This is a genomic window from Allorhizobium sp. Av2, from assembly GCF_021462805.2.
GTDB lineage: Bacteria > Pseudomonadota > Alphaproteobacteria > Rhizobiales > Rhizobiaceae > Allorhizobium > Allorhizobium vitis_G.
In genome coordinates this window covers 3,303,754-3,319,249 of sequence record NZ_CP192696.1, presented here as the reverse complement: position 1 = coordinate 3,319,249, position 15,496 = coordinate 3,303,754, and the positions used below count along the sequence as shown (strand labels likewise).

Annotated in this window: 13 protein-coding genes, 1 tRNA gene and 1 pseudogene; 9 read left to right on the top strand and 6 right to left on the bottom strand. The window is 57.3% G+C overall.

Annotation, left to right across the window (positions count from 1 at the left end; genetic code table 11):
• Positions 1 to 107: 107 nt before the first annotated feature.
• Positions 108 to 1,784: a heparinase II/III family protein gene (locus FS819_RS15560; RefSeq protein ID WP_156548092.1), complete on the top strand. Its 1,677-nt coding sequence runs from the start codon at positions 108 to 110 to the stop codon at positions 1,782 to 1,784.
• A 152-nt stretch (positions 1,785 to 1,936) separates the two neighbouring features.
• Positions 1,937 to 3,553 carry a bifunctional phosphoribosylaminoimidazolecarboxamide formyltransferase/IMP cyclohydrolase gene (purH, locus tag FS819_RS15555; protein WP_156548091.1) on the top strand — a complete coding sequence of 539 codons (1,617 nt, stop codon included), beginning with the start codon at positions 1,937 to 1,939 and terminating at the stop codon, positions 3,551 to 3,553.
• Between the two features lie 76 nt (positions 3,554 to 3,629).
• Here the strand turns inward: purH and FS819_RS15550 are convergent, their stop codons facing one another.
• On the bottom strand, positions 3,630 to 4,982 hold the full coding sequence (locus FS819_RS15550) for a capsule polysaccharide biogenesis protein (protein WP_156548090.1): 1,353 nt from the start codon (positions 4,980 to 4,982) through the stop codon (positions 3,630 to 3,632).
• A 135-nt stretch (positions 4,983 to 5,117) separates the two neighbouring features.
• On the opposite strand from FS819_RS15550, the gene FS819_RS15545 reads away from it, so the two are divergent.
• Positions 5,118 to 6,416, top strand: coding sequence for a capsule polysaccharide biogenesis protein (locus FS819_RS15545; RefSeq protein WP_234624559.1), 1,299 nt, complete (start codon positions 5,118 to 5,120; stop codon positions 6,414 to 6,416).
• Positions 6,417 to 6,782: 366 nt separating this feature from the next.
• On the opposite strand, the pseudogene FS819_RS15540 reads toward FS819_RS15545, so the two are convergent.
• The 3 genes and pseudogenes from FS819_RS15540 to FS819_RS15530 all read right to left on the bottom strand — a co-directional run.
• Positions 6,783 to 7,175: pseudogene (locus FS819_RS15540) on the bottom strand (site-specific integrase); the annotation flags it as partial.
• Positions 7,176 to 7,390: 215 nt separating this feature from the next.
• Entirely contained in the window at positions 7,391 to 8,581 is a 1,191-nt protein-coding gene (gene fdhA, locus FS819_RS15535; RefSeq protein WP_070166286.1) for a formaldehyde dehydrogenase, glutathione-independent, read from the bottom strand.
• 478 nt (positions 8,582 to 9,059) lie between these two features.
• A complete protein-coding gene (locus tag FS819_RS15530; RefSeq protein WP_156548212.1) occupies positions 9,060 to 9,422 on the bottom strand; it encodes a hypothetical protein in 363 nt (120 codons plus the stop codon).
• A 316-nt stretch (positions 9,423 to 9,738) separates the two neighbouring features.
• Between FS819_RS15530 and FS819_RS15525 the strand changes: the two genes are divergently transcribed.
• Both FS819_RS15525 and FS819_RS15520 read left to right on the top strand, forming a co-directional pair.
• Positions 9,739 to 11,043: a PAN domain-containing protein gene (locus FS819_RS15525; protein ID WP_234624558.1), complete on the top strand. Its 1,305-nt coding sequence runs from the start codon at positions 9,739 to 9,741 to the stop codon at positions 11,041 to 11,043.
• A gap of 15 nt (positions 11,044 to 11,058) precedes the next feature.
• The gene (locus FS819_RS15520; protein ID WP_156548088.1) at positions 11,059 to 11,727 is read left to right on the top strand and encodes a hypothetical protein; all 669 of its coding nucleotides are present in this window, start codon (positions 11,059 to 11,061) and stop codon (positions 11,725 to 11,727) included.
• Between the two features lie 302 nt (positions 11,728 to 12,029).
• Here the strand turns inward: FS819_RS15520 and FS819_RS15515 are convergent.
• Positions 12,030 to 12,119 (bottom strand) — tRNA-Ser (locus tag FS819_RS15515).
• Positions 12,120 to 12,548: 429 nt separating this feature from the next.
• Between FS819_RS15515 and rplU the strand changes: the two genes are divergently transcribed.
• From rplU to FS819_RS15495, 4 genes are all read left to right on the top strand, one after another.
• Positions 12,549 to 12,863: a 50S ribosomal protein L21 gene (gene rplU / locus FS819_RS15510; RefSeq protein ID WP_015917518.1), complete on the top strand. Its 315-nt coding sequence runs from the start codon at positions 12,549 to 12,551 to the stop codon at positions 12,861 to 12,863.
• A gap of 38 nt (positions 12,864 to 12,901) precedes the next feature.
• The gene (gene rpmA, locus FS819_RS15505; RefSeq protein WP_015917517.1) at positions 12,902 to 13,174 is read left to right on the top strand and encodes a 50S ribosomal protein L27; all 273 of its coding nucleotides are present in this window, start codon (positions 12,902 to 12,904) and stop codon (positions 13,172 to 13,174) included.
• Between the two features lie 126 nt (positions 13,175 to 13,300).
• Positions 13,301 to 13,933, top strand: a complete 633-nt coding sequence (locus FS819_RS15500; protein WP_060718758.1) for a GNAT family N-acetyltransferase — start codon at positions 13,301 to 13,303, stop codon at positions 13,931 to 13,933.
• Positions 13,933 to 14,520 (top strand): GNAT family N-acetyltransferase, encoded by a 588-nt coding sequence (locus FS819_RS15495; RefSeq protein ID WP_070166302.1) that lies wholly within the window; start codon positions 13,933 to 13,935, stop codon positions 14,518 to 14,520. The genes FS819_RS15500 and FS819_RS15495 overlap by 1 nt, the downstream gene beginning before the upstream one ends.
• A gap of 36 nt (positions 14,521 to 14,556) precedes the next feature.
• Here FS819_RS15495 and FS819_RS15490 read toward each other — a convergent pair whose 3' ends face one another.
• A complete protein-coding gene (locus FS819_RS15490) occupies positions 14,557 to 15,417 on the bottom strand; it encodes an endonuclease/exonuclease/phosphatase family protein (protein WP_234624557.1) in 861 nt (286 codons plus the stop codon).
• Positions 15,418 to 15,496: the final 79 nt, after the last annotated feature.

The following is a 15,496-nucleotide window of genomic DNA, read 5'->3' as shown; positions in this document are numbered from 1 at the left end:
TTTACATAATTGGCGGCTGATAAACTGACATCCTTCGATTTTGGTTTGTCAGCCTCACACTTTTATCGCGCAAGGCCAAAGCGGGATTGCGCGCAACGGAATGTCGAATGCCACAGAGACAGGGCCAGAGTTTGCCGGTGCTCTACGTCCGCGAAGGCTGGCGGCGATGGAAGCGGCGCGGCTGGTTGCCCGTACGTGCTGCTTTTTCGCGGCTGCATCGTCGGCAGGTTCGCCTTCTGGTGGCGCCGACCGATCTGCGGGTGGTGGATTCCCATGTGGCGACAGAGATTTTCGAGGGACGCTTTCCACTCGCGGGACGCTTGCTGGAATGCGGACGCGCCTCGCCCTTCACCCTGGAACTGCCGTCGCAGGTCTTTGCCGCCAGGCTCCATTCCTTTTCCTGGCTTCGGCATATCCGCGCCAACAAGACGCCGGAAGCATCGGCCCATGCGCGCGCCATTGTCGATAGCTGGATCAAGTTGAACGGCAAGCGGGTCGGGATCGGCTGGGAGGCTGGGGTACTGGGACAGAGGATCATTGCCTGGTTGTCCCATTCGCCGGTCGTCCTTCAGGATTGCGAGAGCAGCTTTTACCGGCGTTTCCTGAAAAGCCTCAGCCGTCAGGTTGCCTATGCCGGACTGAGCGCCGACCTTGCCCCTGACGGAGTGGACCGGCTGAGACTGCGTATCGCTTTGGCGATGGCCTCGATTGCCATGTCGGCCTCGGCGCGCCAGATCCGCAAGGCAGCCCATTTCCTCGACCTGGAACTGGAGCGGCAGGTATTGGCCGATGGCGGGCATATCTCCCGCAATCCGCAGGCAGCACTCGACATCCTGTTCGATTTGCTGCCGCTGCGGCAGACCTATGTCAATCTCGGTCATGACGTGCCGATCAAGCTGATTTCCACCATCGACCGGATGTTTCCCGCCATAAGGTTCTTTCGCCACAGCAATGGCGATCTGGCACTATTCAATGGCGCCACGGCAACGCTTGCCAATGATCTGATGTCGGTGCTGCGCTATGACGAAAGCGGCGGCCAGCCATTCCGGGCCTTGCCGCACAGCCATTACCAACGGCTGGCGGCAGGCGGTGCCGTCGTTCTCGTCGATACCGGCGTGCCTGCGAAAGGCGATCTCAGCCGCACCGCCCATGCGGGTTGCCTGTCGTTCGAACTGTCTTGCGGGCGCCATCGGTTGGTGGTCAATTCCGGCACACCGCGTTTTGCCGGAGAGCGATACCGGCAGATGGCGCGGGCAACGGCGGCCCATTCGACCCTTGTCATCGCCGATCAATCCTCCTTCCGTATCTCGACCTCGCGGTTTTTGGGACCGATCATTGTCGGCGGCGTCTCTTCGGTGGAGGTGATGCGCCGCGCCGGTGACGATGGCAGCGACCATCTGACGGCCCGCCATGACGGCTATCTCAGGGGGTTCGGCATTCTGCACGAGCGGGATCTGCGCCTTAATGCGGCAGGCACCAAGCTGGTGGGGCATGACCGGCTGCTCTCGGACAAGGAACAGCCGCTGGCCGATATGCCGAAGGGCGGGGTCATCATCCGTTTTCACATTCACCCCTCGGTGCGCCTCACTCAGGAGGATGACCATAACATCCGGCTGGTGGCCAATGGCGGTAGCGAGACCTGGATGTTTTCCTCTCCGACCGGCTTTCCTGTCATTGCCGAGGACGTGTTTTTCGCGGGCCTGTCCGGCATTCAGGCTTCCGAGCAGATCGAGCTTGTCCTGGAAACGCCGGAAATCTGGTGGTTTTTTTCAAAGCTGGGATAAGGCTGTTTCCTCTGGCAATATGCTGTGCTAGGCGGGCAGGCATCATGCTTGCCGCCGGTCTGCGGGCTGTCTCGGTTATTTTTGTTCACGCAATTCCACCTCTGGGATGCTTTTGAAGTCCATCCAGGAATTGCTCTTTCGGAGTGAAGGCCATGGCTGTTGTCTCGAAGAAAATCCCTGTTCCAGACAGAGTGCAGATTCGCACCGCCCTGCTGTCTGTGTTCGACAAGAGCGGCATTGTCGATCTTGCCCGGGCCTTGAACGATATGGGCGTGCGGCTGCTGTCAACCGGCGGCACCTACAAGGCGCTGATCGAGGCAGGCCTGCCCGCAACCGACGTGTCAGACGTGACCGGCTTTCCGGAAATCATGGATGGCCGGGTCAAGACCCTGCATCCTTCCGTGCATGGCGGTCTGCTTGCCATCCGCGACGATGAAGACCATGTGAAGGCCATGCAGGCGCACAAGATCGAGGCCATCGATCTCGCCGTCATCAACCTTTACCCGTTCGAGGCCGTTCTGGCAGCGGGCGGCGATTATCCGACCACGGTCGAAAATATCGATATCGGTGGCCCGGCGATGATCCGCGCTTCCGCCAAGAACCACGCCTATGTCACCGTGGTGACGGACCCTGCCGATTATGCCCAGCTTCTGGAAGCCCTCAAAGCTGGCGGTTGCCATACGCCTTATGCGCTGCGCCAGCAATTTGCCGCCCGCGCCTATGCCCGCACCGCCGCTTATGACGCAACGATTTCCAACTGGTTTGCCGAGGCGCTTGCTATCGAGACGCCGCGCAATCGGGTGATCGGCGGCAGCCTGCGCGAGGAAATGCGCTATGGAGAAAACCCGCACCAGAAAGCCGGTTTCTACGTCAATGGCGATCAGCGTCCGGGCGTCGCCACTGCCACGCTTTTGCAGGGCAAGCAGCTTTCCTATAACAATATCAACGATACCGATGCCGCCTTCGAGCTGGTCTCGGAATTTCTGCCCGAAAACGGCCCGGCCTGCGCCATCATCAAACACGCCAATCCATGCGGTGTCGCGGTCGGCAAGACGCTCGCCGATGCCTATCGCCGGGCACTGGGCTGCGACAGCGTTTCGGCTTTCGGCGGCATTATCGCGCTGAACCAGACTCTGGACGCTGAAACCGCCGAAGAAATCGTCAAGCTGTTTACCGAAGTGATCATCGCCCCTGATGTCACGGACGAGGCAAAGGCCATCATTGCCCGCAAGGCCAATCTGCGGCTGTTGACCACCGGCGGTCTGGCCGACCCACGTGCGCCAGGCCTGACGGCCAAGACGGTATCGGGTGGCCTGCTGGTGCAAAGCCGTGACAATCTGGTGGTGGAAGATCTGGACCTCAAGGTCGTCACCAAGCGCGCGCCGACCGCAGCCGAGCTGGAAGACATGAAACTGGCCTTCAAGATCGCCAAGCATGTGAAATCCAACGCTGTCATTTATGCCAAGGACGGCCAGGCGGTCGGCATTGGCGCGGGCCAGATGAGCCGGCTGGATTCCGCCCGGATCGCCGCGATGAAAGCCGAGGACGCGGCCAAGGCCATGGGGCTTGCCGAGCCGCTGACCCGTGGCTCTGCCGTTGCCTCCGAAGCCTTCTATCCCTTTGCCGATGGATTGCTGGCTGCAATTGCCGCCGGTGCGACGGCGGTGATCCAGCCGGGCGGTTCCATGCGCGATGCCGAGGTGATTGCTGCCGCCGACGAGCACGGCGTCGCCATGGTCTTTACTGGCGTGCGTCACTTCCGGCACTGATTGGCTATTATTCGTCAAAAAAGGGCGCGGAGTTTTTCACTCCGCGCCCTTTTTTATGAAGTCCTGACTGGCGAATTCAGCGGGTTGGGCCGGACCGCGCATAGGTCATATCAGGCACCGCCGCGTCTTCTTCCCAATCGAGTTCGACGGGTCTTCCCAGAACGGTCAGGATGCCCTTGGGCGAGGTAAGCCGCGGTGGCGGATCGATGAAGGCGTCGGGCATATTGACCGTTCCCTCGATAACCCGCTGCACCATGGCGCCAATGGCCGCCTGACGGCCTGCCTTGTTGAAGAAATCGCCTTTGATCTGAATGGTCGCGGCCAGGGCCTTGACGAGATCGCGCATCAATTCGGGATCGACCGGCTCCGGCCGCTTCCAGAAATCATCCAGCCGGCCCTGATGGGTCAGCCCTGGCACGTCAAACACCGCGCAGCCCAGCACGATGGTTGGCTTTTGGGCGCGCAGGCTGTGAAGGCCGACCGTGGAATTGACGATGACAACACCCGCCGTCTTTTGCAGAATATCGTGCAGGTCGCCTTCCTCGATAAAGACGACGCGATCCTCGATCTTGAACTCGCGTGCGATATGGCGAAGCACCTTTTGCCAACGCTCCAGGCCATTGTCGAGCGGGTGCTGCTTGAACAGCAGCTTGCTACCCGCTGGCGCATTCTTGACGAAGGAGGCGATTACCTGCCGCATCATGTCGCGCAGATGCCGGTAGGGTGAATTGGCACGGATCTGGTAATCGCTCTGCAATTGCAGGGCGACGAGATAGAAAGGCGGCTGGCCGTCCTCCAGAAATCCCTCCGGCAGTCGGGCAGGCTTGACGCCGGCTTTCAGCAGCCAAGGCAGATAGTCCACCAGGGCGGAATAATATTTGTCGGCGTTATAGAGCGGATAGAAGGGCCTGCCGAAGAAATTCAGCAGGTTGTAGATCACTTCGTTGAAGGCTTCCTGTCCGAACGTATGCGGATATTTCACCGCGATATCAGGCTCTTCCACCTTGGCGGCAATGGCGCGAATAGTCTTCGGATCGTTGGGAAAATGCGAGAAGCGGCCCATGCCGTCGCGCTCGAAGGTCAGCCAGTCCGGCCGCAGATAGCCCCATTCGACCGCATGACAGCGGACACCGATTTCAGCGCCGATTTCAGCCGCTTTGGCGTGATAGGGCAGGCGGTCCGCATAATAGACGATATCGGTAATGCCCTTTTCGGCAATCAGCCGCCGCAGATAGGCTGGCCATTTGGAAAAGGAACCGCGGTAATTTTTGGCGCCGCGTTTGCGCCAGAACAGAAAATCGCCCAACGTAAAATTCACATGATGGGTTTTTACGCCCGCTTGTTCAAAAGCTCTTGCAAATTCCGTCCAGAGAATGGAGGGAGGCCCCTGAAGGAACAATACGGCCTTTGTCGGCTCAGATGATGTCATTGCGGACGGGACCCCTCGTCTCAATTTCCACGCAAGGTTTTCAATTCAACGGCTCTTATAGGCCATGTTATAATTTTGTCGTATGACTTAAACACCACAGAAGGCAGGGATTCGTTAGAGAATCGTTTATATCGAGTGACAAAGCGACGCACATTTCTGTTTCTCCAAGGCCCGGCCTCGCCGTTTCTTCCAGCGCTCGCAAGAGCCTTGGAAACGCGCGACGTAGCCGTGCGTAAGGTCAATTTTTGTTCAGGTGATGTCATTTTCTGGAGAAAATGGCCTTTTGACTTTTTTCGTGGCCGGGACGATGCCTGGCTCGGCTTTCTTGAACGGCTCATTCTGCGTCACGGCATTACCGATGTGCTGATGCTGGGCGATGGCCGTCCCAAACACGCTGCCGCCGTTGAACTATGCACCAGGCTTGGCCTGCGCGCCCATATTTTCGAACATGGCTATCTGCGGCCAGACTGGCTGACGGTGGAGCCGTTCGGCATGTCCAGCCAGTCGCGGTTTCCAGTCGATCCGCAGGCAATCGTGGCCTTGGCGCAGGGCGTCGAGGCTCCACCGCCGCGCAGTCCCTATCCCTCCAGCTTTCTCACCTATGCGCTTTATGACCTGATCTATCATATCCCGAATGTCGCACTCGGCTGGCTGCTGCATCCGCATTACAAGGCGCATGGCCCTGTCCATCCCGTCGTGGAATATAGTGGCTGGATCGTCAAGGGCCTGACTGCGCGCAGGCGAAAGGCACAAGCATTGCGCCTGCAACACCGCTATCTGGCGCCGGACAAAGATTTCGACTTCTATCTTTTTCCGCTCCAATTGCCGGGGGATTACCAGATCCGCCGTCATGCGCCGATGGGCGATCTGTTTCGCATCCTGCAAGCCGTGATCCGTTCCTTTGCCCGCCACGCGCCATCCGGCAGCAGGTTGCTGTTCAAGACCCATCCAATCGACAACGGTCTGCGTGACTGGTCATCAGACATTGCCCGCATGGCGGCGCGCTGCGGCATTGCCCATCAGATCGATGTGATCGACGGCGGTGACCTGACCGCTTTGATAAGGGCGAGCCGAGGCCTGGTGACGGTCAATTCCACAGTCGGCCTGACAGCGTTGCAACATGCCGTCCCGGTCATGGCGCTTGCGCCAGCAATCTACGACGTACCCGGCCTCACCCATCAGCAAAGTCTCGCCAGCTTCTGGCAGGTACCCGAATTGCCTGACGCCACCCTGCTCAATCACCTGATCCACGCCATGACCGCCACCATCCAACTCCCCGGCGGCTTCATCGGCAAACGCGCCATCACCGACGGTGCCACGGCAATGGCCAACAGACTGCTGGCCGAAACAGAACCGCTTGCCCGTGAGCCTTCACCGGAGCGCAGCCGTTTCCGTTATGAGAGTGAGCTTTTAGACTTGGAAGCAGGGGAGTGAGGTAATAAATGGTAGAGAGGGTGGGACTCTTCCATAATTACATAAAAATCAAGGGTTTCCGCCAATACACTGACAGATAATCCCGATTACGATACTTGGAGCGATACATGGCGCGATACATTTTGACGCGTATTTTTCCCTCCATTTTTGACTTGACGATTGCGTGCTTCCGAGCCCTTTGCGTCAGATCGGTGGGGTCGCTTGTTCGCTAAAAGCGGGAGTAACCTGCGGCGGGTGCTACCTGCCCTTCTCCAGCCTGGAACGCACGACGGCAGCGTGTGTGGCCGCGTCTACGGGATGCTTCGCCTTATGTCGTGTCGTGTTGCAGAAGAGGCATGCCGCGACGATGTTCGCAGCTGATTGACAGCTGAGGATCGGGAGTTCACGAACCGTGGTAGATGGAGCTACAGAGTGAAGGCGCTCGTCACGGAACGACGCAATGTCTTGTTGGCTTAGGCCGATCAGCGTCCGATAGGCGAGATCATGGCGGCGTAGCACATCGATCCGTTGGATCTCCTGGATGGAACCGCGTTTGGTGGGCAAGATCTCGCGCTGGTAGCGCTCCAGGAGCTGCCCCAGCGTCGTGCTTTCGAGGATCTTCGTGTCTGGAGCTGCATCGAAGCGATCGACCTGGGCTTCCAGATCGCGCGCCCACTTCTCCGCTTCCTGCTTGCTGTCAAAGGACTTGCACCGGGGCTTCATTCCACGACGGCGCACCTGGGCTTGCCAGCGTCCTCTCAGTTTTCTGATCGTTGCCATCTCAATCTCCGTTTGCGATCGAGACGATGCGTAGGATGCCCGGTTGAGGGGGCCAAGGATGATTCCGGCACTACCACGGGAAGATCTAAAGCGCGGCTATGATAAGGATTCGCCAGATCGTTGGGGATGATAGCGCAGCCGAACCGGCTGCCCTTGTCCGGCCTTCGTTCGTGGGACGGAGCAAGGACAGCGAGCCGCAATGCTGCCAGAGCAGATTAGGCGGCCTTCGTCAGGTCTCCATGAGGGTCCAGCACGTATTTTACCGCTGCCCCCTGATCAAAGCTTTCATAGCCCTGCGCGGCGTCATCAAGCGAAATGATCTTTGCGTTGACGATGTCGGCGATCGGTAGCCGGTCGTGAAGGATGGCTTGCATGAGCTGACGATTGTATTTCAGCACGGGCGTCTGGCCGGTGTGGAAGGACTGGGCCTTCGCCCAGCCAAGACCCAGTCGAAGGGACAGGCTGCCCTTTCTGGCGGCGTCATCTACGGCACCGGGGTCGTCCGTGACATAGAGGCCTGGAATGCCGATCGAGCCTGCCGCGCGGGTGATCTCCATCATCTGGTTCAGAACTATGGCCGGCTGCTCGCTGCCCGAATGTCCGCGGGCTTCGAATCCGACGGCATCGATAGCGCTATCGACTTCATCAATCCCAATGACCTGGGCAATCATGTCCCCGAGCCGGTCGCTCTTCGACAGATCGATCGGCTCGAATCCGACCTTGGCGGCATGGGCAAGGCGATCCTTGTTGAAATCACCGATCATCACGACCGCTGCACCAAGAATGCGCGCTGATGCTGCTGCTGCGAGACCGACCGGACCGGCGCCTGCTACATAGACCGTCGATCCGACACCGACCCCCGCCTTCACTGCCCCGTGAAAACCCGTCGGCAGGATATCGGACAACATCGTAAGATCGCGGATTTTCGATAAAGCCCTATCGCGATCCGGAAATTTCAAGAGATTGAAATCCGCGTAGGGGACGGTAACGTAACGGGCCTGGCCGCCGATCCAGCCGCCCATGTCAACATACCCATAGGCCCCGCCCGCGCGTGATGGATTGACGGTCAGGCAGACGCCAGTATCCTGCGACTTGCAGCAGCGGCAGCGGCCACAGGCGACGTTGAAGGGCACTGAGACGATATCTCCGATTTCCAGCATCTCGACATCGACGCCCTTTTCGATGACCTCACCAGTAATTTCATGGCCCAGCACGAGACCTGGCAAGGCCGTAGTGCGTCCACGTACCATATGCTGGTCGGACCCGCAGATATTAGTAGAAATGACTTTTAGGATGACGCCATGCTCGATCCGACGACCGTCCGGTGCCTCGAGCTTGGGATCATCGATATCTCTCACCTCGACTTTGCCCGGCCGCAAATACACGACACCTCTGTTCCTGCTCATTCCCATTCCTCCTCTGGGTTTAGATTCGAAGCTACTGCTCGCCTGACAGTTCTTTGAACACAGCAGTTCTGCCGTATTCAAAACCTTTTCCTCCTCGAAAAGATCAGTCAGGTAGACAATGCACCTTAACCCCATCAGCAGAACATCAACATCGCTATTCGACTGCCGCGACAACGACATGCGGAGGCGAAATGGCGACGAGCGTCGATTTGTGAAGGGATCGAACTATGCTTCGGCTGTCTCGACCACTTCTCGCATCACCTTCGCTGTCGAAACTCGCGGCTCGCGGGTTCATACACCTCGATGCACCCTGAGCTTGCCAGCGTCCTCTGAGTTTCCAGATCATTGCCACGTGATCTCCAATACATATTGAAGCTCATGCGTAGGATTCCGTTGGAAGAGCGCCAAGAATTATCCTGGCAATGGATACTCGACGGCATCGCTCACTCACCGCATGGCCGGAACGGACATTGTCGGTTTAAACCTCGACAGTCTCTCGGACATCATCCAGAAGAAAATGCACAATCACATAACGTGTCGTATAGTGCTGACCGCTATCGGAAACACTCTCAACGCTGCCACCGTCGGACGGATGCCAGTTACGGTAATGCGGGTTGTTGGTGATCAACGTGATCGCTTTACCCGAAAAGCGTCCGGTAAGCCGATAGCGAGCCTCAGAGAAGTGCCAGATCTTTTCGAAATCCTGCTGGCTGATACGAGCTTTCAAAGCTCTCCTCGTAATCGCCTTTTCGGTTGAACCATCGCTGTGCGCAACCGACGGAATTTGAAGGTCAACTTCTTCCGCATCGTCCAGTATAAAGGCAAATTCGTCTGGCCACATCCGTTTCACGTAACGCTCCTCCCAAAGCTTTCCGTCCATTAGCGCCACGAGTGTAGCGCTTTTGCTGTGAGAGGCAAGGCTGATATGAACCACGCCACCCAGAGGCTTCGCGAGCTTCCGGATCGTTGCCATGTGATCTCAAATCGTTGTTGGAGATCGTGCATAGGATGCCCCAGGAGGTGAGGACTATCCCGATGCAGCAATGTCCTTGTGGGTGATCGACTAAGTGCAATTTTGATATGCACCACCCAGAAATTGGCAATCTTGCCAGCCCGAGCCACATGCTGTTTGATATACTCATGGTTGGGGTGTGGGTATGGGTAAAGCTTTTCGATCAGTTGTAAGCACTATTGTCGGGGCTGTGGTTGTTGCTGTCTGGAGCGGTTCAGCGCTGGGGGCAGAGAAACGGTTCGGTCCGTTCTCAATCAACGACGCAAAACCTGACGTTATCTCCATGGACGGCGTTATCGACGCGGGTTCAGCTTTGAATTTCCGCCGCGTGTTCCAGGCCGCTCCTAATGCAAAGCTGATAACGCTCAATAGCCCAGGCGGCGACGTGCAAATGGGGCTGCTTATCGCCGACGATATCCATCAGCGTAAGTTCGCCACTTACATTCCTAAGGAGAGCAAGTGCTATTCCGCGTGTTCCTACGTTTTCCTTGCCGGCAACGAGCGGAAGGTCGATGGTGAACTCGGCGTGCATCAGATTTCATCAGATTCGCCAGACCTTGTTGGGGCGCAGTTGGCAATATCCGACATCATTGAGGTGTTAAACCGCTTCAGCACACCGATGGACGTGATGCAGATCATGTTCAAGACCCCACCTGATGATATGCACGTTTTCACCCAGGATGAGATTGAGCGCTATAAGCTCAATCGTTCTGGTAGCGAGGCTTCCGGCACACCGACCACGATCAACATCCCAGCACCGACAACAGGCACTGCTTCCGGCACGTCAAATGCATTGGCAGAGGGAAATGCAACATCACCTGCTGCGCCTGCAGTTTCATCTGCAGCGCCACTTAAGGGCGATGTCGATTCGCAGGCTGAGCTGTCGCCGCTGGAAGAGTTTACGAAACGCGTAAATCGGATGGTGATCTACACCGGCATGGATATGTTCGGGGATGATATATCTTCCATTCAGGTCAATGATGCCGGTGTTTGCGCTCAGCGTTGCTTGGCTATGAACGGGCAGTGCAAGGCCTTCACCTTTAACGCGAATCCGAAGATTAAGAAAGGACCGAACTGTTTTCTGAAATCCAGCGCAGGTCGGGCGGATGGAAACAGTGTTGCTCTCTCCGGTCGCTTCTTGAGCGCTGCTGAAGCCGACCCCTCCAGCATCACGCTTGGCACCATCGATCCGCAAAGCTCGTTGTTTGAGGATATTGATCTGCCGGGCGGCGATCTCTTCCGATACCCCGAACGTTCAGCACAAACCCCAATTGACTGCCGACTGACCTGTATCGATGACAGACGGTGCATCGCATTCACTTACATCACGGCTAAAAAGGAGTGTTGGCTGAAGGGAGCTATAGGCACGCCGAGCTTCGTCAAAGGAATGGTTTCTGGTGTCAAGAAAGTTCAGACATTTGCGCCAACGAAGATCATTAGCTTAGATTGAAACCGGAGCATAATCATGACGAGCGGATCCGACCGACCGACGCTCACACAAGTCCAGATCATTCAGTCGTTGGCGGAAGCTTTATCCTGGTTCGAGAAAGAGATCAGCTGGGGTGTCAGTCCCGGCGAGCTTTACGCTGCGATGATCACCCGTGGCCAAATGGCACTGGATATCAATCAGCGCGGTTATGATGTCGTTTCTGCTTCCAATGAACAGATATCGGTCAAGAGTGTCACCACTTCCAATCATGTGGACTTCAACCAAAACACGTTTCACCATGTCGACCGTGTTATGGTGTTACGCGTTAATGTCGATGAAGAGAAGGGCGTGTCGGTTGAAGAGCTTCTTGACGTGCGAGCAGACGAGGCCCGTCGGCTGATGCGCGTTCAGGGCAACAAGTTTGTTTATCCGATCAGTCGTGCCCCTCGTGAGGCACGACCAGTCGAAGATCTAGAGATTACAGCAAGAGCACCGTATTCAGATATCGAGATCGTAAGGTATGAAAATGGTGTAATCCGGGTGTTTCGCGGTGGCGCGAAGCAGCCGATGGTCGTCAAGGAGATCCTCAGATCGATAGCGCCCAAAGTCGGCGTGGATGTCTTCAATTCGAAGGGCGGACTGAAGAATACGCAGCAACTCGGTGCCGACGTTATTCGTGCATTGAACGCTCAAAGCAGTCAGTGAGATGTTCTTGGCCTGAAGCTTTTCAGACGACATCGTTTGGCAAGAAGAGCTGTGGTGTGGCTTTAACATGTGCGTCCTGACATGTTAACCAATGGCGATATTTTTAACATGTTGGGCTGCACATGTTAAATTCCGGTTCTCGTAGCAACGCGGAACTCGTCCGTCGAATTCGATCCCAATAGGTTTCTGTGCCAGGTCGCGCCGATAACGTGGCCCTGCGATCATTTGTGATCGCAAGTTCGAATCTGCTGACCGTTATAATTCTTAGATAATAGGCTAAAATATTGAATTTATTAATTAAATGGCGGAGAGGGTGGGATTCGAACCCACGATACGGTTGCCCGTATGCCGCATTTCGAGTGCGGTGCTTTCGACCACTCAGCCACCTCTCCGCGGTCTGGTCGGCGCTTGTGTGGCGCGGGCTGTCTCATAGCGGCGATTGAGGGGGCTGGCAAGAGCGAAAAAGGCATAATTCTCTGCGGCGTGACGGATCGCTCGGATGGATCGCCGTGCTGGTATGCTGCCTGTCTGTTGCAGGAAAGACAAAGGGCGAGGGTGATGTGATGCGCGGGTGGTCTATCGTCTGGAATTCTCTTTGTGTTTAGGGGCTTTCGCCTTGACAGCTTGGGGCTTCTCACGTATGCGACGTGCGACTTTAGATATGGGTGATCCCTCTGTGTGGGTTCTCAAGTCTATAATCGCTTCTCGCTTTGCCGAGAGGTTTCCACCGGCAGATCTCAAGATCTGCTCTCCGACTGACAAAAAGACGGTCGTCCGGCACCTGCCGGTCAGAACCGGTAACGAACATGGAAGGATAAAATATGTTCGCAGTCATCAAGACCGGCGGTAAGCAGTACCGCGTAGCCGCCAACGACGTGCTGACCATCGAAAAGCTGGAAGCCGAAGCTGGCGCTATCGTTGAATTCACCGAAATTCTCGTTGTTGGCGTTGGTGCCGATGCGACGATCGGTGCGCCTTTTGTTGCTGGTGCAACCGTGAAGGCTGAAGTTGTCGAGCATAACCGTGGCAAGAAGGTCATCGCGTTCAAGAAGCGCCGTCGCCAGAATTCCAAGCGGTCGCGCGGCCATCGCCAGCACCACACAGTCGTTCGCATCACCGACATCGTCGCTGCGTAATCGGTCAACGGGAAACCAGGTTTTAAAGGAGAACTCCAATGGCACATAAAAAAGCTGGCGGTTCGTCGCGCAACGGTCGCGATTCCGAGTCCAAGCGCCTTGGCGTGAAGAAGTTCGGCGGCGAAGTCGTCATTCCAGGCAATATTATCGTTCGTCAGCGCGGCACGCAGTGGCATCCGGGCGCAAACGTCGGCATGGGCAAGGACCATACGATCTTTGCACTCACCACCGGCAATGTCACCTACCGTACGAAGTCCAACGGCCGCGTATTCGTGTCCGTCATGCCGAAAACGGCGGAAGCCGCAGAATAAAGCCGGTCGCTTACCAACAGCCGGCGTCTCATCGACCCGGCTGAGCGTACAGGTTCAGTCAGACAAAAGGGAAGATGAGGCGCCACCTCTCTTCCCTTTTTTCTTACCTCCAAAGGAGACTGAGCCATGGAACGCTTATTACTGAGGGATGACCAATTCCGGTCACCCGACGATCGGCTGAGGCCGGATCGGTTAAGGCAAAGTTGCCCCGTCCTCTTATCGCAGCGGCTGGTTATGCGCGCTCCGCATGTAGAAGACATTGACGCCCTTACCCATCTCGCCAATAACGCCGCCGTTGCGACCATGGTGTCGCGTATGCCACATCCTTACACGGCAGCCGATGCCGCCGATTTTGTGCGACGTTCCAATCTCGGCGAGATCGGTAAATGCGTCTATGCGATTACGAAGGGCGAAAATGGCGAATTTCTCGGGTGCTGCGCGCTCGAGCCGCATACCGACCTGGAGACACTGGAAATCGGCTATTGGCTGGGTGAGCCCTATTGGAACAATGGCTACGCCACCGAAGCCGCCCATGCCCTGATCGACATGGCCTTCCGGACCCGTGACATCGCCTTCATCGATGCCCGTTGCCGGGTCACCAATGTGGCGGCACGGCGGGTCATCCAGAAATGCGGCTTCCAGTTCCAGGGTTCCGGCATGGTCGGCCATCTGGCTGCCCGTGGCATGGTGCCGGTGGAATGGTACCGGCTGGATCGGAAGACCTGGATGTCACTGAAGAGCTGGGGGGAGATGCGGTGATGGCTGCGCTTGAAAAGCCCCGGCTGCAAACGCGGCTTCCCTCGCTTGGGCCTTGCCCGGTGATTGAAACGCAACGATTGGTGCTGCGTCCGCATCGGCTTTCCGATGCGGATGCCATTGCCGCCTCGCTGAACGACTGGCAGGTCACCCGGATGTTGAGCCGGGTACCGATGCCTTATGATCGGCAGGATGCTTGCGACTGGCTGAACCGCACCAGTGCCGGTGTCATGCCGGATTGGCATCTGGCCATCACGTCGGGCGATGACGTTCATATCGGCATGGTTGGCCTGGAGCTGCGCCATGGGCTTTGGCATCTCGGCTATTGGCTCAATCGTTTCTACTGGGGGCGGGGGCTGATGAGCGAGGCAGCCCGGGCTGCGGTGGAACGGTTCTTCCGGCGTATGCCGGAGGCGGTGCTGCATTCCGGCGCCTTTGCCGATAATGCCGCATCGTTGAAGATCCAGGACAAGCTGGGCTTCACTCTGACCCGCTGCGCCGATCTCTACAGCCTGTCGCGCAATGCCATGGCACCGCATATTGAAACCCGCCTGACGCAGGACGGGTTTCAGAGAGCGAAAGCGTTTTAAAAACAGTTGCGGCGGCCGGACGCGGTCGCCGCATCCTCAATCCAATTCCACCCAGACCGGAAAATGGTCTGAGCCGACCGCATCGGTATCGACGCTTGCCGCTTTCAGGCGATGGGCCAGCGAACCGCTCAGGAAGCAATAATCGAGATGCATGCGCATATCCGGCTTGCCGACCTCTTCCCAGCTGTAACTTTCGGCATTGAGTTTGCCGAGCCGGGCCAATGCGTCCAGAGGGGTGTCGGCGCGGGCGGTGCGACCGTAGTAAGCATCGATGGTTCCGACCATCTCGCGATACTCCGGCGAATCCGGCTGCATGTTGAAATCGCCCATCAGCAGGAAATCCTCCGGCAGCGGCGGTTGCGGCAGGGCAAATTCCTGCCCGCCGGTCATTGCTCCGCCTTCCTGGATGAAGTTGATGGCGCGGTCCTTGAGGAACCGGATCTGGGCGATGCGCTCGTCCGGTGCGACATGGTCGAGATGGACGGAATAGACCCGGAGCGCCCCGCCGGGCGCATCGATCACCGCTTCGGTCGCTGCGCGTTGATTGTTGAGCTTTTCAAAGGTGCGGGTGCGCGGCAAAAGCAGCATCCGATTGGCGAGGATCGGCCAGCGCGACAGCACCATATTGCCAAACTGGAAGCGTTTGTCGACGCGGCGGCCCTTGATCAGCGCCGAAGAGGCGTGCAGGTCGCAGGCCGGTCCATAGACCCAATGATATTCGGGAAAATGGTTGGCGAAAATTTCCGGCAGGTCGGCCCCGCCATTAGCGGGATAACCGCGGGTGACTTCCTGGAGGGCGATGACATCGGCACCCTCGAGGTTTTTGGCGATCCTGATGGGGTCGAATTTGCCGTCCAGGCCGATCCCGTATTGAATATTGTAACTGACGAAACGCACGATACTCTTTGACCTCCGCGTCAAGCGGCGATAACGATGGCCGCATATATGATATGAGTATCCTGACACAGGAAGTATG

What these genes read in the sequence shown, in the direction of transcription:
- FS819_RS15520 (WP_156548088.1), top strand. Translation starts at nt 11,059, where the DNA reads ATGACGAGCGGATCCGACCGACCGACGCTCACACAAGTCCAGATCATT.
- purH (WP_156548091.1), top strand. Translation starts at nt 1,937, where the DNA reads ATGGCTGTTGTCTCGAAGAAAATCCCTGTTCCAGACAGAGTGCAGATT.
- FS819_RS15495 (WP_070166302.1), top strand. Translation starts at nt 13,933, where the DNA reads ATGGCTGCGCTTGAAAAGCCCCGGCTGCAAACGCGGCTTCCCTCGCTT.
- rplU (WP_015917518.1), top strand. Translation starts at nt 12,549, where the DNA reads ATGTTCGCAGTCATCAAGACCGGCGGTAAGCAGTACCGCGTAGCCGCC.
- fdhA (WP_070166286.1), bottom strand. Translation starts at nt 8,581, where the DNA reads ATGAGCAGGAACAGAGGTGTCGTGTATTTGCGGCCGGGCAAAGTCGAG.
- rpmA (WP_015917517.1), top strand. Translation starts at nt 12,902, where the DNA reads ATGGCACATAAAAAAGCTGGCGGTTCGTCGCGCAACGGTCGCGATTCC.
- FS819_RS15560 (WP_156548092.1), top strand. Translation starts at nt 108, where the DNA reads ATGCCACAGAGACAGGGCCAGAGTTTGCCGGTGCTCTACGTCCGCGAA.
- FS819_RS15530 (WP_156548212.1), bottom strand. Translation starts at nt 9,422, where the DNA reads ATGTGGCCAGACGAATTTGCCTTTATACTGGACGATGCGGAAGAAGTT.
- FS819_RS15550 (WP_156548090.1), bottom strand. Translation starts at nt 4,982, where the DNA reads ATGACATCATCTGAGCCGACAAAGGCCGTATTGTTCCTTCAGGGGCCT.
- FS819_RS15525 (WP_234624558.1), top strand. Translation starts at nt 9,739, where the DNA reads ATGGGTAAAGCTTTTCGATCAGTTGTAAGCACTATTGTCGGGGCTGTG.
- FS819_RS15500 (WP_060718758.1), top strand. Translation starts at nt 13,301, where the DNA reads ATGGAACGCTTATTACTGAGGGATGACCAATTCCGGTCACCCGACGAT.